This window comes from Fibrella musci, assembly GCF_041321105.1.
Classification (GTDB): Bacteria; Bacteroidota; Bacteroidia; order Cytophagales; family Spirosomataceae; genus Fibrella; species Fibrella musci.
In genome coordinates this window covers 491,080-505,891 of the sequence record NZ_JBGGWD010000007.1, presented here as the reverse complement: position 1 = coordinate 505,891, position 14,812 = coordinate 491,080, and the positions used below count along the sequence as shown (strand labels likewise).

Genomic DNA, 14,812 nt, shown 5'->3' with positions numbered 1-14,812 from the left:
GAATTAAATCAATTATTGTCAATATCGATACTGATAACTTCAATATTTATTCATCAGTATGCGGTCGAATCACTATTATGAAATAATATAAAAAAATTGTTTTTAAGGTGTTGTTATTATGAAATATTAGTTTAGTATTGTGTAGAATTCATTGAAAACTAGCCTAACTAACCAGATTGTATGCAAACATCCGCTTTACCATCGCCTCAGTGGGGGGAGGTGTTCGGCTGGCGACGGCCCCGCTATTTTATGGTGTTAACAGAACGGTACCAGTTTGAGCAATATGCCGCCACATATTGTCGGGTATCGGGTAACCCTATGTCGGTATGTTATCTCGAACGATGCGACGTAGTGATCGGCTATTACGAGGCTGATCAGATGGTTGGTGGGGTTGCTTTCAGCACTCTCGAACAGCAACCGTTGCGGGTATTCACCGAACTACTGCCGGATCAGGTCGACGATCTGCTGCGAGGGCATGAGTTGACAGTAACTGACCTACTGGAAATTGCCGGATTTTATATCGACGGACAGCGCGCAATGATCTGGGATCGGTTAAGGATGAATCTGATGCTGATGAGTAAAGCTCAAGAGCTAGCGATTAAGCTACAAAAAACGCATGTTGTGGCAGGCGCCTTCGAAACTGGGCTACAGATTGAGCAACGTAAAATTCTTACGCTGATGCTGTACCGCAACACAACCAATCTGAAGAAAGGCCGGGTGGTAGAGATATACGCCGGCCACCGCAAGCGCTTGGTGCCAGCTGGCATCTGGGTGATCGGTCAGAAACTACTCAAATGGCTTAGCCACAAGTAGTGATCGGAGTAAGAAGGAGAAACAGCTACCAATATACAAAAAGGAAAGCCCCACTCAGCGCTGAGTGGGGCTTTCCTTTTTGTATATTGGTAGCTGTTTTAGTGAATAACAAATTCACTAAATGCTTCTATCCTAATCTACTCAAAATTATGTACACGTACCCCGTCCGCGTCCTGCTGGTGGATGATCACCCCATTGTGCAGAGTGGGCTCAGTTATGAACTTGGCCGCTCTGCTGGCTTACAAATTGTTTGCGCAACTCAGACCGTTGATGAATCATTAGTGCAGCTTCGACGGGATGTTGTCGATGTCGTGCTCTCGGACCTCTACCTGGGAGGGGCAACTACGGGCATCCAGCTGATGCTGCAACTGCGTGAACTGAGCATACCCTTACCGGTGCTAATCATGAGCTCCGATGAAAAACCCGCTACGATCAGGCAGGTGTTGGGAGCCGGGGCTGCGGGGTTTCTGAGCAAGCGTAGTACCCCTGCTGATTTTGAACAGGCCATTCGCTGGGCTGCTAATGTCGATCGTTCACCCGATCCATACATTGCTCCTCACGACTTACGGCTGCGCATGCATCAGCTCGCGACGCCACCACGCCCCCAGCAAGCTACGCAGTTGCAGCCGCTCACTCGAAAGGAGGTGGAAACGCTGCGGGCTTTTGGTCAAGGGCTTGAACCGAAGGAGATCGCTCATGAGCGGCGGGTGGCCGTGACTACCGTCTATTCTCAGCTTAACATGGCTCGCGAGAAACTCCAGATTCATCACGATGTAGAGTTACGCAATTTTGCCATTCGCCATTTGCTGGACTAGGCCTCGGTATCAATCCGGGTCAGGACTGTCTTTCACTGTCCGGCCCAATAGGTAGCTCAACGATGACCCGAGTGCCGCCACCCGATAATAAACCGATCTGAAACTGACCCACAGCCTGCTCGACCCGCCGCCGAATAGTGGAGAAAGCACGGCTGTCGGTTAGTTTATTTTTGGTCACACCGATACCGTTATCCTCCATCTTAAGCAGTACGACCGTCGACGTAGGGCAACGTACCTGGAGGCTGGCCTGCGAAGCCCGTGCATGCCGTAATACATTCTGTAGCAGCTCAAACGCAATGTTGTAAAGAGCAAATTGAGTGTTGGGGGGCAACAGTTGGGCTTTAGGGTCAACGTAGAGGCCGAATGAGGTGGTTGATACCAGATTGAGTTCGTCAATAAATGATGTAAGCGCGGGAGCCAATCCGCCTTGGCGGTTAAACTCGTCGGGCATCAGATTATGGGCAATTAACCGAAATCGCTGGTGCGCCTGTAGCAACAGGTATTGAACAGATTGAATATCATCGATTGAGATAGCTGGTTGCCGACTCAGCCCATCGAGCCGAAGTTGCAGGCTGAACAACATGCTTCCGAGATTATCGTGGAGGTTGTCGGCCACCGTGCGACGCTCGTCGATACGGGCTAATAAGCGGGCTTCAGTCTCCTGGCGCTCCCGTTGCTGGCGTTCCTGTTGGTTGAGTAACGCCGCTTCTCGTTGCTGGGTCTGTGCAACACGCCGTTCGTGTCGTTCGCGCCGCGACTGCGCCGCAATGCCCAGCGTAAAGCAACTAATTTCAAGCATGGTGCCCCCACTGAGGGCCATTGCACTTAGGTTGCTACTCATGGCTGTCAGCAAGCCAGAGCGGCTTAAAACAAGCAGCAGGCCGCCCGCCAGCAAAGCACCTGTACCAACTACATAATAGATAGCCCAACGCTGCCCCTGCCAGACGACATAGCAACCCAACGCAAACATGGTCAGCATAATGGGAGTGCCCTGGTAAACTAGCAGTGCTGCTCTTGGTAGCCACCAGTCGGGGAGAGACAAGGCAAACAGGGTGATATTCAGCACGCCTAAACCGATAAACACCCGATGCCAGATCGGGGCTGTCTGGCGAAGGGCAAACAGTTGATTAAAAAAATAGAGGTAAGCAAAAATCCACAGCGTGAAAAAGAGATTGATGCCATGCGAGAGCAGCCAGGGACGCTCAGGCCACAAATAACGCATGCCAAGCCCTACTCCCCGGCTTGTCTCATAAAGCAAATAGCTGGCTACCATGAGCCCAACCAGTAAGTAGCGACGTTCGCGGGTGAAGCCGTACAGTAGCAAATGAAGTAGCATTGCCAGCAAGGCAAAGCCTGAGTAGATGCCCCAGCCGTAATGAAGCAGGATCGTATAGTTGTCAAAAGCGGCTTCGCGCCAGATCGTCAGGGGTAGGTATTGAAGCCCCATCTCATTGCGGCTGTGTACATAAAGTGTGAGCGTCTGGCCCGGCCGTACCGGCATGGTAAACACGAAATGGGGATGGGGTACCTCCCGACGATCGCCCAAACTGCACGAGGTAGACCGATGTGTTTCCAACACCCGCCCAGTGCTGTCGAGAACAAATAGGTCTACGGAGGTAGCTATCGGAAATGCATTCTCCAAAAAGAGAATTTCATCAGGTTTTTGATTGGGTCCCACCACGCGGATACGTACCCGCACCCAATAGTCGTCGAGGGTGTAGCCTGCGTTAGGATACTGCGTATTCACTAACCGGAAACGCTGAGCCACGGCCGGGCTGGTTACGTCGTGTAACGTCAGGTGACGAGACGAATCGGCCAACCACTCAGCCCAAGGCCCTGTCTCAATGTGTATCTGGCTGCTGTCGATAATCAACACTGGTTGAGCTTCCAGCTGATGGGTCCATAACCCGCTGATTAACAAAAGAATCAGTCCTTTCCGGAAGGTAAATAGCGACTGCATGACGCGTGTGGATAGACTGCAAACATAGGGAGCAGATTTACCCAAACCGCCATAAAAGTCACTTAGTATATCGTAATTATTACGATTTTTTGGTAACCATATGGTGTGAACCTTTGAAGCGTTGTTTAACCGCTTCTATCTCATACCATGAAAAAAATAGTGTGTCTAACCGCCAGCTTGCTGGCGGCCCTGTCGGGCTTTGCCCAATCTGAAAACTACCGCGCTTTTAAGGTCGATATCACCACCGGATACTCAAAGTCAGGTCAGAGCGGAACCGGTACCAGCGGAGGTATCAATTTCTCGATCGAGCCTAAGTACAACATCACCGACAACATTGCGGTGGGCGTGAAGGTAGAAGGTGCCGTGCTGGCGTCAGCCGAAAGCAGCGGTATTACTGCTCTGGCTATTGTGCGGGCTACTCAACTCACGGGTGAATATTATGTTGGCGAAAGCACCGTGCGACCCTATGTTGGTCTTGGCCTGGGACTTTACAAGGGCTACCTGTATCTGTCGGATAACGATGATTCAGAGCTGATCGCTGGAGAGAGCAGCCAATTCGGTATTGCTCCACGAGCGGGTTTGCAAATTGGGCACTTCCGGTTGGGGCTCGAATACAACCTCGTAAAAGACAGTAATTATTTCTCGTTAAAGATTGGCACAACCATCGGTGGTGGGCGCAAATAACGTACCCGACCTGTCGTGCCGTGAGCCTGTAAGGCTCTGATAAATAGCTGATTTCATGAAAAAGATACTACTCTCTTTTGTGCTCATGCTTGTCATGGGCACGCTGACTCATGCCCAAATTGCCAAACGCTTCGGAGTGGTTGGCGGACTCCAGTCGGCATCGATCCGGTCGACGGGCCTGGATAGTAAGTTCGGCTTCCATATTGGCGGGGTGGCTGAACTCGCCATCAACGATAATGTATTGATCCGCCCCCAACTGCTTTATAGCACAAAAGGGGCCAGTGTGAGCGCAAGCGGGCTTACATACTCGATCAACCTGTCATACATCGAGATTCCTATTCATGCTGTATACAAAGCAGAGGTCGGAACGGGTAAGCTCTTCGGTGGGCTAGGCCCCTATATCGGTATTCTGGCTGGTGCCCGCGATTCTGATGGGGATGAAGTCGACGGCCTGAAATCATTGGATGCGGGCCTTAGCTTGCTTGGCGGCTACGAACTGACTGAGCAGAAAATCAGCGTCAACCTGTTCTACAACACGGGCTTCACCAACATCGCTACCAATGCCCCCCGCACGAGCTCAAGCAATACCAACAGCACGTTCGGCTTATCAGTCGCTTACTTCTTCGGTGAGTAGTGAGCGGACTATCCTCTTAATCAGTCGTATTCTGATAATTCTGTGAAGCATCCAGCGCCATCTGCACCGATCGGGTGGCACTGTTTTCCTTTTGAAAAATGGCAACAGCGTCTCAATCAATCTAATCAGATGATGAAAATTTACACATACAGCCTACTCTTTTCCTGCCTCACAACCGTTGCACTAGCACAGAAAGGGCCGGTGGCCCCGTCGGCAACGGGCAACGCCGAAGGCCTCATTCGCGAAACGGTTGATGCGGGTCAGGAGTTTTACCCGCGCGTAAGCCCAGATGGTAAATCGCTGCTTTACAACAGTCTGGAAAAGACAACGTATTTCACGGTTTCGGAGACGGGAAGTTTGACGACCAAAACTGACAAGAAATTCAGAATCATTAAAAAGGAGATTGGGTCGCCGGTGACAAACCCGCTCGTGGTTGATGCCGCTTATCCAACCTGGTTGCCTGATGGGTCAGGTATTATTTTTTCCTACATCAAGCCCATGCGTCCCGTCATTGCGCGATCGAATGGGGCAGGGGTTGGCCTGAACTATATCTCGCAGGGCGAAATGGGCGAAGATGATGCTGAGCCAGTCATCAACCGCGACATGAGCCAGATCTACTTCACCACCTTCATGGGCAAGAGCCGGATGATCTGCTCGATGGATGCCAAGGGCGGCAACTTCACGGTTCTGACAGAAGGTGGGCACCTGGCGCTGAATCCCAACGATAACACGAAGATTATTTACAACGGACGCGTGGGTAAGGTGGTGCAGGTGTTTACACTCGATTTGAAGACGGGTCAGAAAGCCCAACTTACCCAAGGCGATTACAACAATAAAGACGGCGCCTTTTCGCGGGATGGTAAGTACATCGCGTTTGTGAGCAATCGCGAAAATCCGAAGAAGAAGAACCATCACCTGTACATGATGAAGGCCGATGGGACCGAACTGATCCAGCTTACTCAAGGCGACACAGACGAGGGTGATCCCACGTTTGGTCCGGATGGTACGATCTACTTCTACTCCAACGCCGACCGGAACTACAACATCTGGAAGGTAAAGCCCCGCCCAACGCGATAGCTAACGATACTATTGGTGTATAACTGCTTGATAATCATGTTGAATCATTCTATCATTGGCGCTGCCAACCGCTTCTGGTTGGTTGTATTTGCCATCTCGCTGACCCTGCTGGCAGGCAGCTGTAAAAAACCAGCCGACGTTCTGCCGGCTGAGATCGACCCGGCTAACGCATCCTTGCTGAGCCAGGTGCTCATCATGCCTTCAGGAACGCAGACCCAGGCGGGAGACGCTCCTTCCCCAACTACTGGTAGCGGTGCGCCTGTCGTGAATTCACCCTACACCACGGTGATCTCATCCAACGGCAGTACAGCACCACTCACCTATTCCTATCGGAACGTGAGTGGCAATTTGGCAGGCTGTTACGTACAGGTAGTGGGCGCCGATCGGTACTTCCGCATCCCCTACGCCAGTAATTCATCGGCCAGCGGTCGGTTGTCGTTGCCGGTAGGTATTCCGACTAACGTATTGGATGGACAATTCACGCTGGCATTCTGTGTATATGATGCGAATGGTCGGGTAAGCGCCCCCGTAACAGTAACCATCAACGTACTACGTCTGGGAACTGGTGCCGTTCAGGTGAGCTTATCGTGGGATGATGACACCGATCAGGATTTGTATGTAACGGATCCGGCTAATGAAATCATCTCTTACAAGAATACGTCGTCGTCATCGGGTGGGGCGCTTGATCGGGATGATACAAGCGGCTATGGTCCTGAAAATATTTTCTGGACACAAAATGCGCCAGATGGAAGGTATCAGGTTCGAGTAAACGCCTACAGCGCGGCTTCACAAACCAACTTCTACGTGACGGTTAGCTACCCCGGTGGATCGAAGTCGTTTACGGGTATTACCTCGTTCAACGCCCGAACAGCCAACGTCACTACGTTTACCAAGAGCGGTAGTACCATTACGTTTTAGGCTGTCGAGGCAACTGAAGCGGGTGAGTCAAGCCTAAGGGGGCTTGAGCCGTTAGCGCCTGAGTCCCCTTAGGCTTGACTCACAACGTCAGTTCATCAAGGCGATCCGGCTCCATCACGAAGGTGTTGATGTCGACAAAACCCCGAATGCCACGTACCCAGCCGTTTTTGTTGTGCTGCCAGATATAAAGTTTATCGGCATCGTAGCGGCGCAGGTCCGATTTGGAGTAATCGGCAATCCAGAGCGGATACACGTCGAAATGCTCTTTGATGAATCGCTTGTATAGGGTGGCATTGGTGTAGATGATCGGTCGAATGTTGTACTCGGCTTCGATGGCATCCAGAAACGTGTGCAGATCGGCGATAATCTTGTCGTCAGGTACGTTGTTGGTCACTTCGAAATCGAGCACGGGCGCCAGATCACCCGCTTTCAGCGAAACCCGTTTGATGAAATTATTGGCCTGTTTGATGGGGTCGCGGGTGGGGTGGTAAAAGTGGTAAGCGCCGCGCCGCAAGCCCACCCGTTTAGCCTCTTTCCAGTTTTTGGCGAATGTAGGGTCGCCCAGGGTGGCGCCTTCGGTGGCTTTAATGAAGACAAACTGAAGACGAACACCACCTGTATTCATCGCCGCAACCCGATCCCAATTGATGCGGTTGTTGTGCCGCGACACATCAAGTCCATGCACGGTGTAGCGGGTCGGGAATTTAATGCCATAGGCCTCTACAAACTGCCACTGCATGGTATCGGTCGGCCGCGTTAGCCGCCAGATAAGCAACCCGATTACCAGCAGCCCCAACCCGAGCCAGATAACGCGTTTGTATTGATGGTAGATAAAGCGGAGGAGTGTAGATACCTTCATGCAGGGGCAACAATCGGTCCGGAGCGTTGAGTCACCGGCGCCTCGGACCTTACAAACATACGAAAAGCAGCGGGCGCGGGACGAAAGCCGATGGGTAGTTGACACCCGTTGACCTTCACCCCGCGCCCGTTGCGCGTTAGGCTGACCAGGACTAGTCTGACCCTTCCAGTTTCACGACCTTGTTATAAAGGCCTAAAATCAGAATAGGGGCCGCCCATTGGCCAATCAGCAACGCCTCATGACGTTTGCCATTGGCGAAACAGGCCGCCGCCGTTGCGAGTGCGCCCAGACCACCCCACAGAAATACATCGGAGGGGAGCTTGGCGGTTTGCTGTTCGATAGCCTCCGCTACGGGGCCTTCATCGTGCTTGGGATTCAAGTTCTTTGGCATGACGTTGAGAAATTAGTGTACGTTTGACTAACAGGCCCCGGTAGCTAATGTTTGAAAAAATGGGTTGTCGGTAACTGGATAACGCATAAAGCCAGCCCGGCTGGGCTGGCTTCAATTATTTGGTTACGTCAAACCGATACATACCTGAACCCACTTCAACCGTAACGTACCCAGCCGCCGTGTTGCGCACAGGTAACGCCAACGCCTGCCCGTTTTCGCGAATCTGCGTGGCCGACGTAGCCGGAATCGAAACCAGGGCGGTGGTGTTGGCCGGTACTTCCACATCCATCACCACGTTGCCATTGGTTGTCTTCCAGCCCGACTTGGCCTGCCCGTAGGGCGTTTGCAGGGTGGCTTCGGCCTGCGTCAGGCGGGGGTCGAGGTGCGGGCGGATGCGCAGCTGATGGTAACCCACCTGCTGCTCGTCGGTGTCGAGGCCTGCCGCCACGCGGTACATCCAGTCGCCAATGGCCCCGTAGGCATAGTGGTTATACGAGTTCATGCCCGGCGTCTGGAAGGTGCTGTCGGGTTTGATACCGTCCCAGCGTTCCCAGATGGTGGTAGCACCCATTTTCACCGGATACAGCCACGACGGGTATGTCTCCTGCAACAACAGGTCGTAGGCTACGCTGTCGTGCCCAAATCGGCTCAGTACATGGCACAGGTAGGGCGTACCCAGGAAGCCCGTCGTGAGGTGGTTTCCATACGACTTGATGTTCTCCACCAGCCGCTGGGCGGTAGCAGCCCGCTGCGATTCGGGCAACATATCGAACTGGAGGGCCAGCACGTGAGCGGTCTGCGTATTCGACAGCAACCGCCCACTGGGGGTTACGTACTCCTGCCGAAATGCCGCCTTCACGCGGTCGAGCAGGGCCTGATAGGTTTTTGCCTCGTCAGTCTTACCCAGTACCTGCGCTGCGTTAACTAACAACTGTGTCGAATGCGCGAAGAAGCACTGGGCGATGAGGTATTTGTCGGTCACCGCCGACCGGCCATCGTTGTCGTCGAACGGACGATAGAAGAGCCAGTCGCCAAAATGGAAACCAGTATTCCAGAGCGGGCGGCCATTTTCGTCGGTTTTGCTTTGCTTGGTCATGTAATCGACCCAGGCTTTCATGCTGGGGTATTGTGTCGCTAGCAACTGCCGGTCGCCATAGGCCAGATACATATCCCAGGGGGTAACGGTAGCCACGTCGGCCCAGCCAGCACTACCCGAGGCCCCCGCCCCCAGCACGTTGGGCACCACAAACGGCACCGACCCGTTGGGGAGTTGATCAGCCGCTACGTCGCGCAGCCATTTGCTGAAAAATGCGTTGACGCCAAAATTGAACGCCGCCGTGCGCGAAAAAGCCTGTGCGTCGCCGGTCCAGCCCAGCCGTTCGTCGCGTTGGGGGCAGTCGGTGGGTACGTCGAGGAAGTTGCCCCGCTGACCCCACTGAATATTATGCTGTAATTGATTGAGCAGCGCGCTTGAACTGGTGAACGTACCTGTGGGCGTCATGTCGGAATACAGCGAAACGGCCGTAAAACTGCTGGGATCGACCGTGGCGATGCTTTGGGCGTCGCCCTCTATACGCACGTACCGGAACCCCTGCCAGGTGAAATGAGGCTCGAAGAACTCGGATTGGCCAGTGCCTGCGAGCATATACGTGTTTTCACATTTGGCGGCCCGCAGGTTTTCGGTGTAGAAATTCCCTGCCTTATCCAGTACTTCGGCGTGCGTTAGCCGTACCTGACTTCCCGCTTTGCCCGTAGCGCGGAGCATCACCCAGCCAACGAGGTTCTGCCCAAAATCGAGCACCTGCTCACCTTTGGGCGTGCGGATCAGCTTGGGCGCGGTGAAGGTTTCGTGTTTGCGAACGGGTTCGTTTACCGTCGTAACAAGATGATTTTTTGGGTAATCGGCCACCACAACCGGATGCCAGTCTGACGCGCTATAGCCTGCTGTCGCCCAGTTGGGTTTGTCCATACGGGCGTCAACGATTTCGCCATGATAGACTTCTGAGTGACGGACGGCCCCCGTCGACGATTGCCAGCTGCCGTCGGAAATGATCGTTTCGGTGCTGCCGTCGGTGTAGGTGATCAGGAGCTGAAAGAGCAGCGCAATGTCGGAACCATAGTGATTACGGGCGCTCGACCACGCCAGGTTACCCCGATACCAGCCACTACCGAGCATAACGCCCACGGCATTCTGGCCGGCCCGCAGCAGGTTTGTAACGTCGTAGGTCTGATATTGGAGGCGCTTGTTGTAGCTTGTCCAGCCGGGGGTCAGGTAAGCATCGCCCACCCGCTGCCCGTTGATCTGCGCTTCATACATGCCGTGGGCCGTGATGAAAGCCGTTGCCGAACGAATGGCTTTTTTAGCCGTAAAGGCTTTCCGAAGCAGCGGCGAGGGCTGACCAGCCGTGTCGGCGGGGTTAGGGCCAATCCAGCGGGCTGTCCAGTCTGTGGGGCTCAGCAGGCCCACCAGGAACGTACCTGGCGCGCTCCAGGCCGACGGCTTGCCAGTCTGATCCCACACCCGTACCTGCCACTGATACCGCCCGCCCGACGCCAGCGGCGCACCTTTGTAGCGCACATGCACGGATGAATCCGACGCTACGCGCCCCGATTGCCAGGCCGTGCCTTTAGCAAGGGCGGCTGTCGTCGGGCTAACCCGAATCTCGTAGGCGGTCTGTTTGGTATTGCGCGTGGGAGAGGTCAGTTGCCAGCTCAGGCGGGGTTGCGGGGTGCCCAGCCCCAAGGGGTTCGTGAGGTTTTCGACCCTGAGTTGCGAAACGGTGGATTGCGCGAAAAGCAGGCTCGTTAGGCCCGTGCCGGCCAGGGTAAGTAAGAGCGTACGCATAGAAAAGAGTAGGAAGCAGTCTGACAAATGCCCGAAAGGTAGACAAGTCTATCTTCGTTTCGTCCTACTGCTTCCTACTCTGGCTGTAACCAACGTTCAACGTCCAATGGCCAAGGTTCAAAGTTGGCTACCCCACTCTATTCTGGCGGTAGCCAACTTTGAACCTTGGCCATTGGACGTTGAACGTAAAACTTATTTATTCGGTTGCGGCGTCTTGCGCAGGTAAGGCTTCACAAACGTGACGCCTTTGGGGAATTTCTCCTCGAGCTGATCGTTAGATACGGCGGGCGTCACGATCACGTCTTCGCCTTCCTGCCAATCGGCGGGGGTAGCTACCGAATAGTTGGCCGTCAGTTGCAGCGAATCGATTACGCGCAGAATCTCGAAGAAATTCCGGCCCGTGCTGGCTGGGTACGTTAACGTCAGCTTGATTTTCTTATCGGGACCAATGATGAACACCGACCGAACGGTTGCTTTCTCGCTGGCGTTGGGGTGAATCATGTCGTAGAGGGTGGCTACCTCGCGGTTTTCGTCAGCGATCAGCGGGAAGTTAACCGTCGTGTTGTTTACCTCGTTGATGTCCTTCACCCACTCGTGGTGCTGATCAATCGGGTCAACACTGACGGCGATCACCTTCACGCCACGCTTGGCAAACTCGTCGCTAAGCTGGGCAGTGCGGCCCAATTCGGTGGTGCAGACAGGCGTAAAATCGGCCGGGTGCGAGAAAATCATCCCCCACGAGTTGCCAAGCCATTCGTGAAAATGAATTGGGCCTTCGGTGGTGTTGGCCGTAAAGTCAGGAGCAATGTCGCCTAATCGGAGTGACATGGTTAAATCTGTTTAGTGTTGTTATTCGATCAATTTAATAGGATAATCTATAAACGGAAAAACCGGTTGTGCACCGGCTTCCTGTTTCTTCTAGGCGTAACGAAGGGGTAAGGCGAAAGGGTTCCAGAACGGAACTCCGCTGGCTAATTCGCGCGGGTGCTGTCTTTCTTCACCCGAAACTCAGGTGGTGCCGGTGGCCGGATACCGCCCACTTCACGCTGCATTTCGTCTTTGCTTGTCTGGTATAACGCCCACTGTTCGGGGGTCAGAATGACTTTCAGCTTCACCTCTTTGTCTTCGTTGTACATCATCATGGCATCGCGCATCTGCTTGTTCTGAGCCTCGCTAGGTTTGCCGCTGCCATTCAGCGCCACAATTTCCTTGATGGCTTCCTGCTGTTGCTTGCCATACTCGTTGTTGAGGTCTTTCACGGCTTTGGCCTGCTCTTTCGTCAGATTGAGCTTTTCCTTGAGCCATTTGGTTTCGCGGTTGGCCAGCTCGCCTGCAATGTTGGGTACACTGGGCTTAAAATTGGCCTGCGATTGGCCCATGCCCATGCCGCCCATACCACCGCCCATGGAGCGACCCATGCCTCCACCGTAATACTGACCGAAGCTGGCGGAGGTTGTGGCGATAAACAGACCGGCCGATAGCGCCAGTAAGCCAAAGGTTTTCATATAGAATACGTTACGATTGTGGGTACGAAATAAGGTATTCCTTATTAAAAAGGCATGATAGCCGTAACCACCATGCCTTTTTAATAAGGAATACCTTACACTAACTTGTCTTCAACGGCCATACGCACCAGTTCGGCGGCATTACGTACCTGAAGGCGACGCATCATGTTGGCGCGGTGGTTGTCGACCGTCCGAACACTCAGCTGTAGCTTTTCGGCAATCAGCCGGCTGCTCAGCCCTTCGATGAGGTAGCTGAGAATCTCTTTCTCTTTCTTCGACAGTTTCGAGCGGCGGGTTTTACCAACAGTGGCGTTGGGGTCTTTCCGCATCTGCTGCATGTAGCCGTTCAGGATGATGGTTGCTACCGGCGAGCTAAAGTATTTCTCGCCCGTGGCCACCGTCTTGATGGCTTTCATCATCTCATCGCTCGACGAATCCTTCAGGATATAGCCAAGCGCGCCAGCCTCAACGGCCCGCAGGATGTAATCCTCGTTGTTGTGCATCGACAACATCAGGATCTTCACGTTTTTGTAGGAACGGGCCACCTGTTGGGCCGTCTGGATACCCGACATACCGGGCATCGAAATGTCGAGCAGCAGCACGTCGGGCAGGGTGCCGTCGGTCTGGTGCTTTTTGAGTTTTTCGAGTGCTTCTTCGCCGTCGTTGGCTTCGTCGATGATATCAATACCATCACCTTGTTCGAGCAATAAGCGAACCCCGTCGCGAACAATGGCGTGGTCGTCAACCAACATTAATTTGATCATAATCGTGAGCAATTAATTGTGAATGATACGGAATACTGACTGAGATTTTGGTGCCCTCTCCGGGCGTTGAGTGAATCACAAAGGTACCGTTGAGCAGTTTTATTCGTTCATGCATATTGTGCACACCCTGTCCGTGTGGTTCTTTAGTTAGACGTTGCGTTTTAAAGCCGAGGCCATCGTCCTCAATAGTAAACTGTATTTGTTGATGCTGTTGTTGCAGGTGCAGGCGAATATGGCGGGCTTTTCCGTGCCGAATGGCGTTGGTAATCGACTCTTGCGCAACCCGGTAGAGGGTAATCTCAACGTTCTGGTCCAGCGGAAGCGGGGCATTATCAAATTCCTTGTCGACGGTATATTCGATCTGAGCTGACTCGGCCGTTTTTTGTTCCGCCCGATTATGGGCTTCAGCGAGCCGACGCAGCGCAACCGATAAACCAAAATCACTTAACACGCTGGGCATCAGATTGTTTGAGATCGACCGGGTTTCCTGAATCGTTTGGCTAATCAGATTTTTCAGCGTAGCCAGGTTCACTTCGTCGGCCCGACCTTTCGCCAGTTTTACTTCCAGCCCCTCAATCTGAAGTTTAATGGCGGTGAGCATTTGCCCCAAACCATCGTGTAGCTCGCGCGAGAGCCGCTTGCGTTCTTCTTCCTGACCGGTAATCAGGTAGGCCGTCCGGCTTTTTTGGGCGTCGGCCTGTTCCTGAAGTTGCCGTTGACTAGCTTCATAAAGTTGTTGTCGCGCCTTTTTTAACGATTTATTAAGTGAACGGAGCTTTCTGTTAACATCGGCCGTGCGCTTTTCGGCTACGATTAGCCGCGACAAGGTCTGGCGGAGACGATCAACGGCCGGCCGGAAAACAAACCAGCCAATGCCTGCCAGGGTCAGCAACGTAAGGATGTGGAAGATAAGCTCAAGCCGCTGTAGACGAGTTAGTTTATAGCGTAGCTCACCGGTATATTGTCGGGTAACGGCGTCGATCTTTTCCAGAAACAACGACTCATTGGCAAGCAGCAGAGCGATACTGGCTTTAGCCTCCGAGCTTTTCATTTGCGCTGGCCCACTCACCCGCAGCAACTGGTTCAAACTGGTTTGTAACGCGTTGAAATGTGGCTTGACCGCTTCATACAGCCGATTGACAGTATCACTGTTGCTGACTGAGCGGTTGGAGGTGAAGCCTTGCGGTCCGAGTACGGTTCCCTGGCGCCCCGCAACATGGTATCGCTCGAAGGTTTTGAAGAGGCTACCCAACTCATTGCGGGAGCTAACAAAAAGCACCGAATCGTGCTGATCGGCCAACTGAAGCACTTTTTTGGCAAGTTGCTGGCTTTGATTTCGTTGAAGAGCGGTGTAGCGAATCACCCACAACTCATCCTGGAACTTATCAATCTGCCACTGCGTAATCACTTCAGCAACTGTCAGCAACAGCGCCAAGCTCAGCAACGTAGCTACGTACAACTTGGTTAATTGGACGGGTGTGGTCATCAGACCTTCATGTTAATCGTTGAGTAAAGCTGATAGGGCCAAATTCAATGTGTATTGGTTT

The 14,812-nt window shown here is 53.2% G+C and carries 13 protein-coding genes and 1 pseudogene; 6 read left to right on the top strand and 8 right to left on the bottom strand.

Translation table 11 applies throughout. The features are described from left to right. Positions 1–180: 180 nt before the first annotated feature. Together ACAW74_RS24140 and ACAW74_RS24135 are read left to right on the top strand one after the other, a co-directional pair. A complete protein-coding gene (locus ACAW74_RS24140; protein ID WP_370700814.1) occupies positions 181–813 on the top strand; it encodes a hypothetical protein in 633 nt (210 codons plus the stop codon). Between the two features lie 149 nt (positions 814–962). Further along, positions 963–1,628, top strand: a complete 666-nt coding sequence (locus ACAW74_RS24135; protein WP_370700813.1) for a response regulator — start codon at positions 963–965, stop codon at positions 1,626–1,628. Between the two features lie 19 nt (positions 1,629–1,647). Here ACAW74_RS24135 and ACAW74_RS24130 read toward each other — a convergent pair whose 3' ends face one another. Further along, positions 1,648–3,588: a sensor histidine kinase gene (locus tag ACAW74_RS24130; protein WP_370700812.1), complete on the bottom strand. Its 1,941-nt coding sequence runs from the start codon at positions 3,586–3,588 to the stop codon at positions 1,648–1,650. Between the two features lie 147 nt (positions 3,589–3,735). Between ACAW74_RS24130 and ACAW74_RS24125 the strand changes: the two genes are divergently transcribed. From ACAW74_RS24125 to ACAW74_RS24110, 4 genes are all read left to right on the top strand, one after another. Next, the gene (locus ACAW74_RS24125) at positions 3,736–4,272 is read left to right on the top strand and encodes an outer membrane beta-barrel protein (RefSeq protein WP_370700811.1); all 537 of its coding nucleotides are present in this window, start codon (positions 3,736–3,738) and stop codon (positions 4,270–4,272) included. A gap of 55 nt (positions 4,273–4,327) precedes the next feature. Continuing rightward, positions 4,328–4,906, top strand: coding sequence for a porin family protein (locus ACAW74_RS24120; RefSeq protein ID WP_370700810.1), 579 nt, complete (start codon positions 4,328–4,330; stop codon positions 4,904–4,906). 129 nt (positions 4,907–5,035) lie between these two features. Next, positions 5,036–5,983 carry a TolB family protein gene (locus ACAW74_RS24115; RefSeq protein WP_370700809.1) on the top strand — a complete coding sequence of 316 codons (948 nt, stop codon included), beginning with the start codon at positions 5,036–5,038 and terminating at the stop codon, positions 5,981–5,983. Between the two features lie 36 nt (positions 5,984–6,019). Continuing rightward, positions 6,020–6,901: a YfaP family protein gene (locus tag ACAW74_RS24110; protein ID WP_370700808.1), complete on the top strand. Its 882-nt coding sequence runs from the start codon at positions 6,020–6,022 to the stop codon at positions 6,899–6,901. Between the two features lie 79 nt (positions 6,902–6,980). On the opposite strand, the gene ACAW74_RS24105 is transcribed toward ACAW74_RS24110, so the two are convergent. The 7 genes and pseudogenes from ACAW74_RS24105 to ACAW74_RS24075 form a co-directional block, all read right to left on the bottom strand. Next, on the bottom strand, positions 6,981–7,760 hold the full coding sequence (locus ACAW74_RS24105; protein ID WP_370700807.1) for a glycoside hydrolase family 25 protein: 780 nt from the start codon (positions 7,758–7,760) through the stop codon (positions 6,981–6,983). Between the two features lie 151 nt (positions 7,761–7,911). Next, positions 7,912–8,151 carry a hypothetical protein gene (locus ACAW74_RS24100; RefSeq protein WP_015330831.1) on the bottom strand — a complete coding sequence of 80 codons (240 nt, stop codon included), beginning with the start codon at positions 8,149–8,151 and terminating at the stop codon, positions 7,912–7,914. Between the two features lie 220 nt (positions 8,152–8,371). Next, positions 8,372–10,996: pseudogene (locus ACAW74_RS24095) on the bottom strand (family 78 glycoside hydrolase catalytic domain); the annotation flags it as partial. A 192-nt stretch (positions 10,997–11,188) separates the two neighbouring features. After that, positions 11,189–11,824, bottom strand: coding sequence for a peroxiredoxin (locus tag ACAW74_RS24090; RefSeq protein WP_370700806.1), 636 nt, complete (start codon positions 11,822–11,824; stop codon positions 11,189–11,191). Between the two features lie 143 nt (positions 11,825–11,967). Beyond that, positions 11,968–12,501 (bottom strand): DUF4890 domain-containing protein, encoded by a 534-nt coding sequence (locus tag ACAW74_RS24085; protein ID WP_370700805.1) that lies wholly within the window; start codon positions 12,499–12,501, stop codon positions 11,968–11,970. Between the two features lie 95 nt (positions 12,502–12,596). Further along, entirely contained in the window at positions 12,597–13,265 is a 669-nt protein-coding gene (locus ACAW74_RS24080) for a response regulator transcription factor (RefSeq protein ID WP_015330836.1), read from the bottom strand. Continuing rightward, the gene (locus ACAW74_RS24075) at positions 13,243–14,751 is read right to left on the bottom strand and encodes a sensor histidine kinase (protein ID WP_370700804.1); all 1,509 of its coding nucleotides are present in this window, start codon (positions 14,749–14,751) and stop codon (positions 13,243–13,245) included. The genes ACAW74_RS24080 and ACAW74_RS24075 overlap by 23 nt, the downstream gene beginning before the upstream one ends. Between the last annotated feature and the right edge of the window lie 61 nt (positions 14,752–14,812).

Coding starts and splice junctions, on each gene's coding strand:
- ACAW74_RS24075 (WP_370700804.1), bottom strand. CDS start 14,751: ATGACCACACCCGTCCAATTAACCAAGTTGTACGTAGCTACGTTGCTG.
- ACAW74_RS24085 (WP_370700805.1), bottom strand. CDS start 12,501: ATGAAAACCTTTGGCTTACTGGCGCTATCGGCCGGTCTGTTTATCGCC.
- ACAW74_RS24140 (WP_370700814.1), top strand. CDS start 181: ATGCAAACATCCGCTTTACCATCGCCTCAGTGGGGGGAGGTGTTCGGC.
- ACAW74_RS24120 (WP_370700810.1), top strand. CDS start 4,328: ATGAAAAAGATACTACTCTCTTTTGTGCTCATGCTTGTCATGGGCACG.
- ACAW74_RS24090 (WP_370700806.1), bottom strand. CDS start 11,824: ATGTCACTCCGATTAGGCGACATTGCTCCTGACTTTACGGCCAACACC.
- ACAW74_RS24135 (WP_370700813.1), top strand. CDS start 963: ATGTACACGTACCCCGTCCGCGTCCTGCTGGTGGATGATCACCCCATT.
- ACAW74_RS24110 (WP_370700808.1), top strand. CDS start 6,020: ATGTTGAATCATTCTATCATTGGCGCTGCCAACCGCTTCTGGTTGGTT.
- ACAW74_RS24115 (WP_370700809.1), top strand. CDS start 5,036: ATGATGAAAATTTACACATACAGCCTACTCTTTTCCTGCCTCACAACC.
- ACAW74_RS24130 (WP_370700812.1), bottom strand. CDS start 3,588: ATGCAGTCGCTATTTACCTTCCGGAAAGGACTGATTCTTTTGTTAATC.
- ACAW74_RS24125 (WP_370700811.1), top strand. CDS start 3,736: ATGAAAAAAATAGTGTGTCTAACCGCCAGCTTGCTGGCGGCCCTGTCG.
- ACAW74_RS24105 (WP_370700807.1), bottom strand. CDS start 7,760: ATGAAGGTATCTACACTCCTCCGCTTTATCTACCATCAATACAAACGC.
- ACAW74_RS24100 (WP_015330831.1), bottom strand. CDS start 8,151: ATGCCAAAGAACTTGAATCCCAAGCACGATGAAGGCCCCGTAGCGGAG.
- ACAW74_RS24080 (WP_015330836.1), bottom strand. CDS start 13,265: ATGATCAAATTAATGTTGGTTGACGACCACGCCATTGTTCGCGACGGG.